Annotated in this window: 10 protein-coding genes and 1 pseudogene; all 11 read left to right on the top strand. The window is 73.5% G+C overall.

Going from position 1 to position 15,963, the window contains the following annotated elements:
* Positions 1 to 333: 333 nt before the first annotated feature.
* Positions 334 to 2,166 carry an MBL fold metallo-hydrolase gene (locus AB8Z75_RS06400; RefSeq protein WP_369200395.1) on the top strand — a complete coding sequence of 611 codons (1,833 nt, stop codon included), beginning with the start codon at positions 334 to 336 and terminating at the stop codon, positions 2,164 to 2,166.
* Entirely contained in the window at positions 2,163 to 3,968 is a 1,806-nt protein-coding gene (locus AB8Z75_RS06405) for a hypothetical protein (RefSeq protein WP_369200396.1), read from the top strand. The genes AB8Z75_RS06400 and AB8Z75_RS06405 overlap by 4 nt, the downstream gene beginning before the upstream one ends.
* 141 nt (positions 3,969 to 4,109) lie before the next feature.
* A complete protein-coding gene (locus AB8Z75_RS06410) occupies positions 4,110 to 4,871 on the top strand; it encodes a class I SAM-dependent methyltransferase (protein WP_369200397.1) in 762 nt (253 codons plus the stop codon).
* A 240-nt stretch (positions 4,872 to 5,111) separates the two neighbouring features.
* On the top strand, positions 5,112 to 6,473 hold the full coding sequence (locus tag AB8Z75_RS06415; protein WP_369200398.1) for an extracellular solute-binding protein: 1,362 nt from the start codon (positions 5,112 to 5,114) through the stop codon (positions 6,471 to 6,473).
* Between the two features lie 3 nt (positions 6,474 to 6,476).
* On the top strand, positions 6,477 to 7,535 hold the full coding sequence (locus tag AB8Z75_RS06420; RefSeq protein ID WP_369200399.1) for a carbohydrate ABC transporter permease: 1,059 nt from the start codon (positions 6,477 to 6,479) through the stop codon (positions 7,533 to 7,535).
* A complete protein-coding gene (locus tag AB8Z75_RS06425; protein ID WP_369200400.1) occupies positions 7,532 to 8,491 on the top strand; it encodes a carbohydrate ABC transporter permease in 960 nt (319 codons plus the stop codon). Before AB8Z75_RS06420 ends, AB8Z75_RS06425 begins: the two co-directional genes overlap by 4 nt.
* Positions 8,491 to 9,549, top strand: coding sequence for an ROK family protein (locus AB8Z75_RS06430; protein WP_369200401.1), 1,059 nt, complete (start codon positions 8,491 to 8,493; stop codon positions 9,547 to 9,549). Before AB8Z75_RS06425 ends, AB8Z75_RS06430 begins: the two co-directional genes overlap by 1 nt.
* Entirely contained in the window at positions 9,542 to 10,225 is a 684-nt protein-coding gene (locus AB8Z75_RS06435) for an SIS domain-containing protein (RefSeq protein WP_369200402.1), read from the top strand. The genes AB8Z75_RS06430 and AB8Z75_RS06435 overlap by 8 nt, the downstream gene beginning before the upstream one ends.
* Positions 10,222 to 12,744, top strand: coding sequence for an alpha-mannosidase (locus AB8Z75_RS06440; RefSeq protein ID WP_369200403.1), 2,523 nt, complete (start codon positions 10,222 to 10,224; stop codon positions 12,742 to 12,744). Before AB8Z75_RS06435 ends, AB8Z75_RS06440 begins: the two co-directional genes overlap by 4 nt.
* Positions 12,741 to 15,284 carry a hypothetical protein gene (locus AB8Z75_RS06445; RefSeq protein WP_369200404.1) on the top strand — a complete coding sequence of 848 codons (2,544 nt, stop codon included), beginning with the start codon at positions 12,741 to 12,743 and terminating at the stop codon, positions 15,282 to 15,284. The genes AB8Z75_RS06440 and AB8Z75_RS06445 overlap by 4 nt, the downstream gene beginning before the upstream one ends.
* Positions 15,265 to 15,963: pseudogene (locus AB8Z75_RS06450) on the top strand (hypothetical protein); the annotation flags it as partial. The gene AB8Z75_RS06445 and the pseudogene AB8Z75_RS06450, both read left to right, overlap by 20 nt.

The raw sequence follows: 15,963 nt of genomic DNA on the forward strand, positions 1-15,963 counted from the left end.
CCCCGGCACGCACTCTCGCGGCTGGGGGCACCCCCGGCCGGAGGCTGGGGGAGTCAGTCGCCGCTTCCCCCAGGGCTCGGCTTCGCTCGCCCCGGGAGGTGCCCCCACGCAGGGACTCTCCCCCAGCCTTCGGCCGGGGGGACCCCCATCCTCCGCCTTGCGAGAGCACGCACCGGAACCCGCTCCCTGATCCAGCCAGATCCAAACGAAAGACCCTAATGCGCCGGGTCTTGACCCGGCGGTGCCGCACTGGCAGCGTTCCCGTCTGGAATCGATACCACATCCGGTCGCGACCATCGTACTCGCGAACACACCGAGAGCTGGGGGCGGGAAGTGCTCATCGGACGCGATGTGTTCCTCTTCCGGGACACCTGCAACGTCTACGTGCTGCGCGAGGGCCGCCGAGCCGTCCTCGTCGACTTCGGCAGCGGCGACGTCCTCGATCACCTGTCCGACTTCGGGGTGGACGAGGTCACCGACGTGCTGATCACCCACCACCACCGCGACCAGGTGCAGGGCCTCGCCCGCGCCGCCGAGGCCGGCCTGCGCATCTGGGTGCCGCCGGTGGAACGCGACCTGATAGCCGGCGTCGACGAACACTGGCGCACCAGGCCGCTGGCCAACGACTACGACGTGCGCCAGGACCGCTTCTCGCTGCTCGAACAGGTGCCCGTCACCGGCACGGTCGCCGAGTACCGCACCGAGCGCCACGGCCCCTTCGCCGTCCACACCCTGCCCACTCCGGGCCACACCGTGGGCTCCGTCAGCTACCTGGTCGAACACGGCGGACGCCGCCTCGCCTTCGTCGGCGACCTCCTCCACGGCGAGGGCCGCGTCTGGTCGCTGGCGGCCACGCAGTGGGCCTACACGGGAGCTCACCCCAACGCCGGACGCGAAGGCGTGGCGGCCACGGTGCTCTCCTGCCTGCAACTCCTCGCCCACGAACCCGACTTGCTGCTGCCCTCCCACGGCGAGCCCGTCACCGACCCGCCCGCCGCCGTCGCCCGCGCCCGCGCCCACCTGACGCGCCTGCTCGACCTGCACCGCAAGGAGCCCTGGGACGCCGCGCGCATGCTGGAGCGGCCGTGGCGCGAGATCACCCCGCACCTGCTGCGCAACACCACCTCGATGGCCAACTCCTACGCACTGCTGTCCGAGAGCGGCGCGGCCCTGCTCATCGACTTCGGCTACGACCTGACGACGGGACTGCCCGGCGGCTGTGACCGCGCCTCCCGCCGCCCCCTCCTCGCCTCCATCGACGCCCTCCGCCGCGACCTGGGCGTCGACCGGGTCGAGGTGGCGCTGCCCACCCACTACCACGACGACCACGTGGCGGGCTTCAACCTGCTGCGCGAGGTGCACGGCACCCAGGTGTGGTCACCCGCCCACATCGCGCCCGTCCTCGCCGCGCCCGAACGCTGGGACCTGCCCTGCCTGTGGTACGACCCGATCCCCGTCGACCGCGCACTGCCCGTGGGTGCCCCCGTGCGCTGGCGCGAGTACGAGATCGGCGTCCACGACCTGCCGGGCCACACCCTCTACGCCGCCGCCTACTCCTTCACCGTCGACGGTCGCCGTGTCATCGCCACCGGCGACCAGCAGACCACCGAGTGGGAGCCGGGGCTGCGGCCCGAGATCCTCAACTACCAGTACCGCAACCGCTTCAGGATCGACGACTTCACCCGCAGCGCCGAGCTGTACCGCACCCTGCGCCCCGATCTGATGATCAGCGGCCACTGGCCCCCGTTCGAGGTGACCGACGCCTACCTGGACATGCTGCTGGACAAGGGGCGCGAACTCGCCCGCCTGCACCGCGCACTGCTCCCAAAGAACACCGACTTCGGCGCCGAGGGATTCGGGGCCCGCATCACCCCGTACCGCAGTGCGGTCAGCCCCGGCGGCAAGACACGGATCGAGGTGGAGGTGCGCAACCCCTTCCCGCGCCCCGAGCGGGCCGAGGTGCGGCTGGCCCTGCCGGCGGGCTGGCAGGCGGAGCCCCCCGTGGCCGTGCTGGACGTGGCAGGGCACGGGGGCGCGGTGGCCGAGTTCCTGGTGGCGGTGGGCGATGCGGCGCCCCCCGCCGAACGGCTGCGGCTCGGGGCCGAGATGACCGTGGGGCAGGTGCGGTTCGGACAGCAGGCCGAGGCCCTGGTGAGCGTCCGATGAGCCCGCGTCCCGCACCGCGGGTGAGAGCCGAGGCCCGCGACGACGGCAGCGTCGAGGTCACCGCGCCCGGATACCGCCTGACCGTCGCGCCCGACGGCGCCACGGCGCGCCTCGCCGCCGGCCCGGGGCACCCGCTGCAACTGCGGCTCCCCGGCGCCCTGGACCGCGTCGGAGCCCGGGACGACACCCTCTCCGTGGACACGCCCGTCCTCGCCACCGAGGACGGCTGCCCGCTGATCACCGTCGCCCGCCGCAGCACCGCCTGGCGCAGCGCGCACACCCGCTTGTGGTGCGGGCCCGAAGGCCCGGAACTGACCTGGCACGTCACGGGGTCAGGGCGGCTGGACGAGGCGCACCTGCTCGCCTTCCGCTCCGCGCTGGGCGGGCGGGGGAGCGGGCTGCAACCCAGCGGCCACGCCTGGCACACGCTGTTCTCGCCCAACCCGGGTGCCCCGCGCCGGCTGCTGCGCGGCGCGGGCGAGAGCGCCGTGATCGGCGTGTGCGGGGACGCCCGGCCCGGCCGCGGCCACTGGTTCTTCACCCCGGCTCCGCTGTGCCTCGCGTTCACGGAGACGGCCCTGCCCGACGACGCCGAGCCGGCGACGGGCCTCGCCGACACGTGGTGGACCGTCGGCGTCGGCTCCCCCGTCGCCGCGCAGACCTTCACCCAGCTGGCCTACGTACCCTCCGACGGCGGCTGGCACCTCCGGCTCGACCACGAGGGGCACACAGCGGTCGACGGCTCCTTCCACACCCCCACCGTGCGGCTCGCCCCCGGGCACCACGACCCGTACGCGGGCCTGCGCGCCCACCGTTCCTGGCTCGTGGCGCGGGGCTGGGCGCCCGCGCGGGCGACGGACGAGACCGCGGCCCCGCCCGCCTGGTGGTCGGAGCCGATGTTCTGCGGCTGGGGCGCCCAGATGGCCAGGGCCCGCGACACCGGCCGCCCGGCGCCCGAGCTCAGTTCGCAGGCCGAGTACGACGCCCACCTGGACCACCTGGCCCGGCACGGGCTCGTCCCCGGGACCGTCGTCGTCGACGACAAGTGGCAGCGTCTGTACGGCTCCTGGGAGCCGGACGCCGATCGGTGGCCCGGTCTGCGCAGCTGGATCGCCGAGCGGCACGCCGCCGGGCAGCGGGTGCTGCTGTGGTGGCGGGCCTGGGCCACCGAAGGCGTCCCGGCCCGCTGGTGTGTGCGCACCCCGGACGGTCATCCCGTCGCGCTCGATCCCGGCCACCCCGAGGCCCGCGCACTGCTGCGGGACAACCTCCGGGCGATGCTGGCGCCCGACGGCCTGGACGCGGACGGCCTCAAGATCGACTTCACCGCCGACACGCCCTCCGGCCACCACCTCGTGGGCCACGGCCCCGCCTGGGGCGTCGCGCTGCTGCACCAGCAACTCGCGGTGATGTACGCGGCGGCCAAGGAGGCCAAACCCGACGCGCTCGTCGTCACCCACACCCCGCATCCCGCGTTCGCCGACGTGACCGACATGGTCCGCCTCAACGACATGCTGCGGCTGGACGATCCGGACCCGTACGCCCACGTCGTCCCCCAGATGCGCTACCGCGCGGCCGTGGCCCGTGCCGGCTGCCCCCACCTCCTCGTCGACACCGACGACTGGTGCGCCCCCGACCTCGCCCAGTGGCGCGCCTACGCCGAGGCCAAGCCCGCACTCGGCGTCCCCGCCCTCTATGTGACCACCCACCTGGACCGTACGGGCGAGCGACTCCAGGCGCGCGACTACGCGGCGCTGCGCACCCAGTGGCGCTCCGGCGGGTGGCGGGACCGGGCGGAATGAGAGCGAGGGCGTGCGCGGGGCCCCGCCGGGGCCACGGCGCCGCGCCACTGCCCCGGACGCGCCCGGCGTACTGCCGTGCGAGAGGAGACGAGCGGTCCCGCGCCACTGCCGTCCGTGCGGCGTGGGGCCTAGCGTGGCCGTATGGCGGACGAGCTCTTCCGGCGGCCCCGGCTCGCCGCCCTCTACGACGTGCTGGAGGGCGAGCGCGCTGACCTGGAGGCCTATCGCGGCCTCGCGGAGGAACTGGGCGCGCGGCGGGTGCTCGACCTCGGTTGCGGTACCGGCACCTTCGCGCTGCTGCTGGCGGCCCGTGGGATCGAGGTCACCGGGGTCGATCCGGCCGCGGCCTCCCTTGCGGTGGCCCGCGCCAAAGCCGGTGGCGGCGCGGTGCGTTGGCTCTGCGGCGACGCGAGCGCGTCGCCGCCGCTGGGCGCCGACCTCGTCACCATGACGGCCAACGTCGCTCAGGAGATCGTCGGCCGCGAGGCCTGGCGTGCGACGCTGAGCGCCGCGCACGGGGCGCTGCGCCCGGGGGGCCATCTGGTCTTCGAGACCAGGAACCCCGCGGTGCGGGCCTGGGAGCGGTGGAACCGTGAGGGCTCCTACCGCGTGACGCGGGTGCCGGGCGGGGGCACGGTCGCGAGCTGGAGCGATCTCGTGGCGGTCGAGGGGCCGTTGGTGACCTTCCGCCACACTTACGAGTTCACGCCGGACGGGCAGGTGCTGACGTCCGAGTCGACACTCAGGTTCCGCGACCGGGAGGAGATCGAGGCGGATCTGGGGGAGCGGGGGTTCGTGGTGGACGACGTGCGGGACGCCCCTGACCGGCCGGGTCGCGAGCTGGTCTTCGTGGCGCGCCGGCCTGGCGGCCGGGTGCCGGGGCGGCGGTCGGGGCCGCGCTGAGCGGCTCGCCCGGAACCCGGCTGAGCGGCGTGCCCGCAAACCGGCCGTGTACCGACCCTTGATTCCCCTTCCGCATGTGGTTACGTTCCCACCTGGGATCGATGCCACACCGAGTGACACCGAACCGGCGGGCCGGCCCGTGCCGTTCGCGCCGCACCGCGACGTGTCAGCCTCCACCGCACCCCGGACACCCCCGCACCCTTCGGTTCCCCGTGTCAGCCAACCTCAAGGGAGAGCGCCATGGCGGCACCACCACCCCGACGCCGGCTGCGCCGGGCCGCAGCCGCGCTGGCCGCCGCGGTCGGGCTGCTGCCGGCCACCGCCTGCGGCGGCGTCGGCTTCGCCGACACCTCGGACACCTTCACGACCATGGGGTTCGGCCAGGGCGACGCCCTGGCCAACGTCCGGATCGATCAGGCACGCAAGGCCCTGACCGGCGTCCACATCCGCGTCAACGAGGGGGCCTTCGACGAGCAGCAGTTCCTCTCCTCGGTGGCCGCCGGCGACCCGCCCGACGTCGTCCGCATGGACCGCACCCTGCTCGGCGGTTACGCCTCCCGCGGAGCCGTCGTGCCCCTCACCAGCTGTCTGCGCAGCCGCGGAATCGACCTGGACGAGTACCGCGAAGGCGCGATCGACGAGGCCACCCTCGACGGCACCGTCTACGGTCTGCCCGACTCCTACGACAACCGCGTGATGCTGCTCAACCGCGCCGCACTCGAGGACGCCGGGCACCGCCCCAAGGACGTGGACACCTCCGACTGGGACGGTCTGCTGAAGCTGGCCAGGGACCTCAAGCGCAACAAGGACGGCAAGCTGACGCGGATCGGTTTCGACCCCAAGATCCCCGAGTTCTTCCCGCTGTGGGTGCGCGCCAACGGCGGTGCGCTGCTCAGCGACGACGGCCGCACCGCCAAGCTGAACAGCCCCGAGGTCGTGGAGGCGCTCGACTTCACGGTCGGGCTCATCGACGCCCAGGGCGGCTGGGGGCGGATGAAGGCGCTGCGTGACTCCTTCGACCAGTTCGGCGCGGCCAACCAGTTCGTCCGCAACCAGGTCGGCGCCTACCCGATGGAGGACTGGTACGTGAACGTCCTGGCCGACACGACCCCGAAGGTCGCGCTCACCACCACCGCCTTCCGCGACCGCGAGGGCGAGCCGGTCAACTACGTCTCCGGCTACAGCTGGGCGATCCCCAAGGGGTCACGGCACCCGCGGAAGGCGTGCGAGTTCATCGCCACGATGACCGCCGCCGACACCTGGGTGAAGGCGGCCACGGCCAAGGCGAAGGACATCCGCGCGGACGGTTCCCCCTACATCGGCGACTTCACGGGCAACAAGACCGCCGACCGCCGCATCAGGCACCAGGTGTGGAAGAAGACCGGCAACCCGGCGTTCGACGACGCCGCCACCACCCTCTACGCGGCGCAGGACGACGCCGTCACCGTGCCGGCGAACGCGGCGGGCAGCGAGTTCCGCAAAGCGTGGATGAACGCGGTCAACAGCGTGCTCTCCGGCACCCAGACCGCCAGGGAGGCACTGGACGAGGCCCAGCGCAGGGCCCAGTCGGCGCTCGACCGCGCCGCGCAGGACGGGGAGTGACCGATGGGACCCTCCACCTCGTCCGCCTCGGCTCCCTCTTCCGCCTCGGCATCCTCGTCCGTTTCCGCGCCGGTGGCCTCAGCGGACACACCGGGCCGCTCCCCGCGGTCCTTCCCCGCACCCGAGACGTCCCGGCGCGCCCGTACCCGCCGCTGGCTGGCCTCCTGGCGCCGCCGCGACACCCGCGCCGCGTACGCGTTCATCTCACCCTGGATAATCGGCTTTCTCGCTCTGACCGCCGGACCGATGGTCGCCAGCTTCGTCCTGTCGTTCACCAACTACGACGGGATCGGGGCCACCCGCTCCGTCGGCCTGGAAAACTACCGGCAGCTGTTCGAGGACCCGCAGGTGGCCACGTCCATGGCCAACACGCTCCTGTTCGCCCTCATGCGGGTGCCGCTGTCCATGGCGCTGGCCCTGGCACTGGCGATGCTGCTGCTGCGCGTGGGGCGGGCGGCCGGGTTCTTCCGCACCGTCTTCTACCTGCCGGTGATGACACCGTCCGTGGCCGTCGGCATCCTCTTCCTGCTGCTGTTCAACGGAAACGTCGGGCTCATCAACACCGCGCTGGGCTGGGTCGGCGTCGACGGCCCCAGCTGGACGACCGACGGGGCGTGGGTGAAACCGGGGCTGGTGCTGACCACCCTGTGGGCGCTGGGCAGCACCGTCGTCATCTACCTGGCCGCACTGCGCGCCGTACCGCAGGACCTGTACGAGGCGGCCGAACTCGACGGCGCGGGACGCTGGCAGTCCTTCCGCCACGTGACGCTGCCGCAGATCTCCGGCGCCGTCTTCTTCACCCTCGTCGTCAACACGATCGCCGCCCTCCAGACCTTCGACGAGGCCTACACCGCCTTCTTCGGCACCTCCAACGCCCAGACCTACAGCCACGAGGCCGCGCTCTTCTACGTCGTCTACCTTTTCCAGCAGGCCTTCCAGTTCATGCACATGGGCTACGCGTCGGCGATGTCCTGGCTGCTGTTCCTGATCATCCTGGTGATCACCGTCATCCAGGCCCGGCTGAGCCGGCGGTTCGTCTACTACGAGGGGGAGACCCGATGAGCGGCCTCACCGCTTCGCCGCCCGACCACAAGCCCCCGGCGCGGACCGCGGACACCGCCGCGCACAAGGCCAGGACGCGGCCCCGGAAGACCACGGCCGGCGGTGCAGGCTCCGGGCGCCGCCGGCGGGAGACCCGGCTGGGAAGAGTGCTGCGGCTGCTGGCGCTGACCTGCGCCTCGGTCGTCTTCCTCTACCCGTTCGTCTGGCTGATCAGCGCCTCGCTGAAACCGTCGGAACACGTCTTCGACAACGCGCTGATCCCCAAGGTGTGGCAGTTCGCCAACTACACGGAGATCTGGACGGCGGTGCCGCTGCTGACCTGGGTCGGCAACAGCGTCACCGTCACCCTGGCCGCCGCCGTCACGGTCACCGTCAGCTCCTCCCTGGTGGCCTTCGGCTTCGCCTACTTCCGCTTCCCCGGCCGCAACGCGCTGTTCGGGCTCGTCATCGCCACGATGATGCTGCCCGCCGTGGTGACCATGGTGCCGCAGTACCTGATCTTCAACTGGCTCCACCTGGCCAGCACCCAGGTACCGCTGTGGGCACCCAACCTGTTCGGCAGCGCCTTCTACATCTTCCTGCTGCGGCAGTTCTTCCTCGGCCTGCCGCGGGAACTGTTCGAGGCGGCCAGGATCGACGGCGCCGGCTACTGGCGGATGTTCTGGCAGATCGCCGTGCCGCTGTGCAAACCCGCCATGGTCGTCACCTTCGTCTTCGAGGTGCAGGCCGCCTGGACCGACCTCGTACGGCCGCTGATCTACCTGCGCGACCCCGACCTGTACACCGTGCCGCGCGGGCTGAAGGCGGTGCTCGACCAGTTCGGGGAGGGCGGTGAGATGCGCTGGGAGATCGTGTGCGCCGCCAGCCTGATCGTCACCCTGCCGATGATCCTCGTCTTCTTCCTCGGCCAGCGGCACTTCGTCTCCGGCATCGCCACACAAGGACGGAAGGGCTGATGACCCACCACCAGCACGGCGGCGAGCGCCGCACCCCGGCAGGCGGCCGGGCCGTCCACGGCACAGGGCAGCCCGTCCTCGCCCTGGACATCGGCGGGACGAAGCTGGCCGCCGGCGTCGTGAACGCCGACGGCACCGCCCGCGCGTTCGCCGTCTGCCCCACGGGCGTGGAGGACGGACCCGAGGCCTGCCTCAAGCGGCTGTTCGACCTCGGCGAGGACGTCCTGACCCGGGCGGGTGTCGATCCGGCCGGACTGCTCGGCACGGGCATCGGCTGCGGCGGCCCGCTCGACTCGGCCACCGGTGAGCTCATCGCCCCGCCCCACCTGCCCGGCTGGCGTGACATCCCCGTCACGCGGCTGGCCGAGGAACGGTTCGGCGCGCAGGCCGTCCTGGACAACGACGGCACGGCCGGGGCCGCGGGCCAGTGGCGCTTCGGCGTCGGACGCGGCTGCCGCCACCTGCTCTACCTGACGGTCTCCACCGGTATCGGCGGCGGCGTCGTCCTGCAGGGGCAAACGTTCCGCGGCGCCGCCGGGAACGGCGGGGAGCCCGGACACGTGACGGTCCGCTCCGGCGGGCGCCGGTGCGACAGCTGCGGACGCGCGGGGTGCCTGGAGGCGTACGCCTCGGGCACCTCCATCGCCCGGCGCGCGGCAGAGGCCGCCGCCGAGGCCCGCCGCCGCGGCGAGTCCACCGTTCTCGGCCGCACTGCCGGGCCGACCGCCGCGCAGGTGGCCGAGGCGGCGCGGCACGGGGACGCGGTGGCAGCCCGGGTGTGGGACGAGACGGTCGAACTGCTCGCGGGCGGCCTCACCAGCCTGGTCAACGTCTTCGAGCCCGACCTGGTCGTCCTCGGCGGCGGCGTCACCCGCGCCGGAGAGCAGCTTCTCGCGCCCGTGCGGCGGCTGGTGGCCGCCCAGGCCATGGGCCCGGCGGCGGGCGCCGCCCGCATCGTGCGCGCCGCACGCACCGACCAGGCCGGCGTGCTCGGCGCCGCCGCCATCGCCTTCGAACGCCTCACAGAACCGCACCGCGACCAGGAGCGTCATGGCTGACTCCGCCCACCCCGCCACCACCACCGACGACGGCCCCGGCGGCGACCGGCTCGCCGCCCACCTCGCCGAGCACCTCGCGGCCCTCGGGGCGACCCGCGCCCTGCTGCCCGCGCTGCACCGCGTCGCCGACGCGCTCATCGACGTGTACGCCGCAGACGGCCGCCTCTACACCTTCGGCAACGGCGGCAGCGCCGCCGACGCCCAGCATCTGGCCGGCGAACTCATCGGCCGCTATCTGCGCGAGCGGCGCCCGCTGCCCGCGGTGTCGCTGGCCACCGACCCCAGCGTCGTCAGCTGCATCGCCAACGACTACGCGTTCGACGACGTGTTCGCCCGCCAGGTGCGGGCGCTGGCCCGCCCCGGTGACATGGTGCTCGCCTTCACCACGTCAGGACGTTCGCCCAACGTCGTGCGCGGACTGGCGGCGGGACGCGCCGCCGGTGCCGTCACCGTCCTGCTCACCGGCGGTGAGCAGGACGGCATGCCCGCCGCCGAGCACGCCGACCACACCCTTCTCGTGCCCGCCACCGCCACAGCCCGCATCCAGGAAGCGCACCTCACCCTGCTGCACCTGCTCAGCGAGCGGGTCGACGCGTGGGCCGCCGAGACCGACCACGCCCTGACCGCCGCCCCGCCCCGCCCCAGCGACCGCGACCGTCTGGAGACGCCCGCATGACCACCCCGGCCCCCCGCGAGACGCCCGGCTCCCGCCGGCGCACCCTCCACCTTGTCGGCAACGCGCACATCGACCCCGTGTGGCTGTGGCGCTGGCCCGAAGGGCTTCAGGAGATACGCGCGACCTTCCGCTCCGCGCTCGACCGCATGGAGGAGTACCCCGGCTTCGTGTTCACCTGCGACTCCGTCATGTACCTGGAGTGGATCGAGCGCCACGACCCCGAGATGTTCCAGGAGATCCGCAAGCGCGTCGCGGACGGCCGCTGGCAGGTCGTCGGCGGCTGGTGGATCGAACCCGACTGCAACATCCCCTCCGGGGAGTCGTTCGTCCGCCAGGCCCTGTACGGGCAGCGCTACCTGCTGGAGCGGTTCGGCACGACGGCCACCGTCGGCTGCAACGTGGACCCCTTCGGGCACAACGCGATGCTGCCGCAACTGCTGCGCAAGTCGGGCATGGACAGCTACATGTTCCTGCGTCCGGGGCCGCACGAACAGCGGCTGCCGGGACAGTTCTTCCACTGGGAGGCGCCCGACGGCTCCCGGGTGCTGGCCTACCGGCTGCCGCACGAGTACACCAGTAACGGCCGCGACATCGGCGGGCACCTCGACAAGGCGCTGGCGATCATGCCGCCAGACGAGCCGGAGCTGATGGTCTTCTACGGGGTCGGCAACCACGGCGGCGGCCCCACCCGCACCAACCTCGACAGCGTCGAACGCCTCGACAGGCTCGGCGGTCTTCCCCGGCTCCAACTCAGCCACCCCGAGGCCTTCTACCAGCGCATACGCGACCGGGACGACATCCCCGTGCACACCGGCGAACTCCAGCACCACGGTCCCGGCTGCTACTCGGCGCACTCCGGCATCAAGGCGTGGAACCGCCGCGCCGAGAACGACCTCCAGCGCGCCGAGAAGTGGGCCGCCGTGGCTCGCGCCGTCACCGGCGAGCCCTACCCGCACGAGCAACTGGCCGAGGCGTGGAAGCTGGTCCTCTTCAACCAGTTCCACGACATCCTCGCCGGCACCTCCCTGCGCTCCGCCTACGAGGACGCCCGCGACGACTACGGGCGGGCCCGCTCCCTGGCCGCCGAGGCGTGCAACCGCGCCATCCAGGCCGTCTCCTCCCGCATCGCCATCCCCGTACGGGAGGAGACCGTCCCGCTCGTCGTCTTCAACCCGCACCCGTGGGAGCTGCACGCGGACATCGAGACGGAGTTCGGCCAGGCGGCCGGAGCCGGGCTGACGGACGAGGAGGGCACGGCCGTTCCCGTCCAGGCGACCCGCTCCGAGGCCACCATGAGCGGCAGCCGGGGCCGCCTCGCCTTCCGCGCGGCCGTGCCGCCCCTCGGCTACCGCGTCTACCACCTGCGCCCCGGCGCGAACCCGCAGCTCGCGACGCCCGGCTCCGTCGACGCGGAGCCCGGCACCGCGAGCGGCACGGGCCCGGCGGCCGTCGCCGCCACCGCCACGAGCCTGGAGAACGCGCACCTGCGGCTGACCCTCGATCCGGCCACCGGCTGGCTCAGCTCCCTGCTCGACAAGGACTCCGGCGCCGAACTGCTGCCCGAGCAGCCCGGTCCGCACGCCGTCGTCGTCGACGACCCCTCCGACACCTGGGGCCACCGGGTGCGCGCCTACGACCAGGCCGTCGGCTCCTTCACCCCCACCAGGGTCCGGCTCGTCGAGCACGGCCCCGTCCGCGCCGTGCTGCGCGTCGAGAGCCGGTACGAGAGCTCCACGCTCGTGGAGGAGTACGTCGTCTCGGCCGGGGCCCGCCAAGTGGAGGTCCGCGTCACCGTGGACTGGCACGAACAGCTCAAGCTGCTCAAGCTCCGCTTCCCCACTGCGCTGTCCCAGGTGACGGCCACCCACGAGATCCCCTACGGACACCTCGCACGCGTCCCCGACGGCACCGAGGAGCCCACCCAGGCATGGGTCGACGTCAGCGGCACACTGCCGGACGGCCGCCGCGCCGGACTCACCGTCGCCAACGACAGCAAGCACGGCCACGACGTCACCGGCGGCGAGATCGGCCTCACCGCGCTGCGCAGCCCCGCCTACGCCTGGCACGAGCCGCGCCAACTCGACCCCGACGGCGTCTACGACTACCTCGACCAGGGCCGCCAGGACTTCCAACTGCTGCTCGTCCCGCACGCGGGCGACTGGCGGGCCGCCGACCCGGCACGCCGCGCCGCCGAACTCAACCAGCCCGCCCTCAGCCTGCTGGAGACCTTCCACGACGGGCCACTGGCGCAGCGGGCCGCCTATGCGGACGATGGCGCGGGCAGCGTCCTGGTCACCGTCGTCAAGGCGGACGAGGACGCCACCGGCGACCTGATCGTCCGCGCCTACGAGTCCACAGGCCAGGCGGCCCGCGCCCGGATCGAGCTGCCGCTGGCCGAGGGGCGGGCCATCGAGGCCGACTTCGGCCCCTGCGAGATCAAGACGTTCCGCGTGCCGCGCGATCGCGACCGGCCCGTCGTCGAGACGGACCTTCTGGAGAGGACCGGCGACGACGCATGAGCCACCCTCCGCCCCAGCCGGGCCGCACCCGGCTGGACGACGGCTGGCAGGTGCGCGGCTGCCTCGGGGACACCTGGCGCTGGCTGTGCGGCCCAGGGCGGCCGTCCGGCGAACCGGGCTGGCTCCCGGCGCGCGTGCCCGGCACCGTCCTCGACGACGTCCACCGCGCCGGGCTCGTCCCCGACCCGTACACGGGACGCAACAGCCTCGCCGCCGAATGGGTGCCCCAGCGCACCTGGCTGTACCGCAGAAGCCTCCGCGTGAGTGGACTCACCCCGGGCAGGCGGGCGCTGCTGCGCTTCGACGGCGTCGACCACGGCGCGACGGTGCTGCTCGACGGGGAGGAAGTCGCCCGCCACGCCGACATGTTCACCCCGTTCGAGGTGGAGGTGACCGACCGGCTCGCCGACGGCGAGGAGCACCTGCTGGCGGTCGCCGTCCACCCGGCACCGCACAGCGAGCCCCAGGTGGGGCGCACCGACCGGGTGCGCCTGCACAGACCCCGCATGGACCACGGCTGGGACTTCTGCCCTCGCCTGGTCCACCAGGGCATCTGGCGCCCCGTCACCCTGGAGGTCGCCGGCCCCTCCCGGCTCGCCGGGGTCACCGTCGGGGCGCTGCCCACGCAGGACGGGGAGTCGGGGTCGGTGCGGGTGGAGGCCAGGACCGACGCGGACAGCGCTGGGTGCACGCTGCGGGTACGGGTGCACGCCCCCGAAGGCGGCGGTCTCGTCGCCCGCGCCGAGCAGCAGGTGACCCCCGGTGCCACGACGGTGGAGGCCACCGTCCCCCGGCCGCGGCTGTGGTGGCCCAACGGCCACGGCGAACAGCCCATGTACACCGTCGTCACCACCCTCACCGACGCCGCGGGACGCGCGGTGGGCACCCACCGGACCGAGACGGCCTTCCGCCGCCTGCGCCTCGTGGCGACCCCCGGCGCGCCCGGCGACGCGCTGCCCTACACCCTTCAGGTCAACGGCCGCCGTGTGCACCTCAAAGGCTGGAACTGGGTGCCGCCGGACGCCCGTTACGGGGTGCCGCGCCCCGAGCTGGAGGAGCACCTGCTGCGGCTGGCCGCCGACGCGCACGTCACGCTGCTGCGCGTGTGGGGCGGCGGCCTGATCGGGAGCGAGGACTTCTACCGTTCCTGCGACCGGCTCGGGCTGCTGGTGTGGCAGGAGTTCCTCCTCTCCAGCTCCGGCATCGACAGCGTGCCCGCGGCCGACGAGGAGTACGTGCGACGGGTCGAGCGTGCGGCCCGCACGCTCGTGCCCGCGCTGCGCCACCACCCGTCCCTGGCCGTCTGGGGGCCCGGCAACGAGCTGCAGGACACCGCCCGCGGCGAACCACTCACGGAGGCCGACTCCCCGGTGATCGCCGCCCTGGCGGGCGTCGTCGCCGCACTCGACCCGGACCGCGCGTGGCTGCCGGGTTCCCCCTCGGGCCCGGGCGGGGCCCACGACGCGCACGGCCCCTGGGAACACCAGGGACTGGAGCGGCACCACGCCCACTACGACGGCCTGACCTGCATGCTGCACAGCGAGTTCGGCGTCGAGGGCATGGCCAACAAGCGCACCTGGCAGGCGGTCGTCCCACCCGGCGAGCGCTGGCCTACCGGTCTCGACAACCCGGTCATGGCACATCTGGGCGCCTGGTGGAACAACACCCCGCTGGTGCGCGCCTCCTTCGGCGACCGCATCGCCGACGAGGACACCATGCGGCGGGCCAGCCAGCAGCTCCAGTACGACGGACTGCGCTACGCCGTCGAGGCGCATCTGCGCCGCGCCCCCCGCAGCAGCGGCGTCATCCCCTGGCAGTTCGACGAGCCGTTCCCCAACGCCTGGTGCACCGCCGCCGTCGACCACAGGGGCGACCCCAAACCCGCCTACCACGGTGTGCGCCGTGCCTACCGCCCCGACCACGTGTGCGCCCGCTTCCCCACCCAGGCCTGGGGCGGACGTGACGAGTTCACCGCCGAGCTGTGGTCATGGACGCGAGCGGCACCCTTTGAGGAGTGCACGGTCACGGCGCGGCTGCTGGACATGCACGGCACGGTGCACGCCGCGCGGACGTTCACCGCGGGCCGCCCGCCGGACACCGGTCCGCCCAGCTCCCTGCGCCCCGCACACGCCGGGGTGCTGCGGCTGCCCCTGGCGGCCCTCCCCGACGGCCTCTCCCTCCTCGACCTGAGCCTTGAGGGGCCCGACGGCACCCAGCTGGCGGGCAACCGCTACCTGCACAGCAGCACCAGCGACCTGGCGCCGCTCCTCGACCTGCCCCCGGCTCACGTCGACGCGGAAGCGGACACGGCGCTGGCCGCCGTCGAGCTGCGCCACACCGGCGGCCCCGCGGCCCTCGGCCTGTACCTGAGCGACGCCCGCCCCTACGACGCGCCCGGCTGGGCGGTGTTCGCCGACAACATGCTCGACCTGCTCCCCGGCGAGACCGCGCGCGTCCCCGTGCAATGGCGGGCGGCACCCGCCACGGGACGGGCGGCAGCCCTGGAAGGATGGAACCTGAGTGCCCGCACCCTCCGCTGACGCGCCACCCCACCGCGCGGCACGGCTGCGCCCCCCTGACGCGGGCGAGGTCGTACTGCCGTACGTCGTCGCCCTGCTGACCCCGGAAGGGGACTGCCTGCCGGTGCCCGTCACCGAGCACCGGTCGCACCCGGACGGAGGCAGCGAACTGCTCGGCACCGCACACGGATGCGCGGCCCGCATGGAACTGCGCCCGTGCGGCCACGCAGACGCGCCGCCCCAGGCGTACGAAGGGCTGCTGACCGTCCGCTGGACCGGGGACGCCCCCACCGCCGCGGGGCTGCGGGTAGAGGTGCGGCTCGGACAGACCGAGGACCCGGGCTGGTTGATCCCCGGCGTCTTCTACGGCCCCGGCCGGCTGCCCGGATGCGAGCGGCCCTACCCGCGGTACGCGGAGGGAGCCGACGACCCGCAGGCCCTGGTGTCCGACGCTTGGTCCTTCCGCGCCGACCGGTGCGCCACCCCCGCCGTCTTCGCCCGCGACCGGCTGGGCGGCGCGGCCCTCGCCCTGGCGGCGGAGGTGGGCGAGCTGGGGGAGCAGGGCGTCGGCTTCGCCATGCTGCCAGGGCGCCACCCCGCGCTGCGCCTCCACGCCCCCTACCGGGAGGAGCCCGTCGTCTACTACGGCTACCCGCGGTACGCGGAGGGAGCCGACGACCCGCAGGCCCTGGTGTCCGAC

Origin of the sequence: Streptomyces sp. PU-14G (genome assembly GCF_041028275.1) — a bacterium.
Taxonomy (GTDB): domain Bacteria; phylum Actinomycetota; class Actinomycetes; order Streptomycetales; family Streptomycetaceae; genus Streptomyces.

Coding starts and splice junctions, on each gene's coding strand:
- AB8Z75_RS06435 (WP_369200402.1), top strand. CDS start 9,542: ATGGCTGACTCCGCCCACCCCGCCACCACCACCGACGACGGCCCCGGC.
- AB8Z75_RS06445 (WP_369200404.1), top strand. CDS start 12,741: ATGAGCCACCCTCCGCCCCAGCCGGGCCGCACCCGGCTGGACGACGGC.
- AB8Z75_RS06415 (WP_369200398.1), top strand. CDS start 5,112: ATGGCGGCACCACCACCCCGACGCCGGCTGCGCCGGGCCGCAGCCGCG.
- AB8Z75_RS06420 (WP_369200399.1), top strand. CDS start 6,477: ATGGGACCCTCCACCTCGTCCGCCTCGGCTCCCTCTTCCGCCTCGGCA.
- AB8Z75_RS06405 (WP_369200396.1), top strand. CDS start 2,163: ATGAGCCCGCGTCCCGCACCGCGGGTGAGAGCCGAGGCCCGCGACGAC.
- AB8Z75_RS06430 (WP_369200401.1), top strand. CDS start 8,491: ATGACCCACCACCAGCACGGCGGCGAGCGCCGCACCCCGGCAGGCGGC.
- AB8Z75_RS06425 (WP_369200400.1), top strand. CDS start 7,532: ATGAGCGGCCTCACCGCTTCGCCGCCCGACCACAAGCCCCCGGCGCGG.
- AB8Z75_RS06440 (WP_369200403.1), top strand. CDS start 10,222: ATGACCACCCCGGCCCCCCGCGAGACGCCCGGCTCCCGCCGGCGCACC.
- AB8Z75_RS06410 (WP_369200397.1), top strand. CDS start 4,110: ATGGCGGACGAGCTCTTCCGGCGGCCCCGGCTCGCCGCCCTCTACGAC.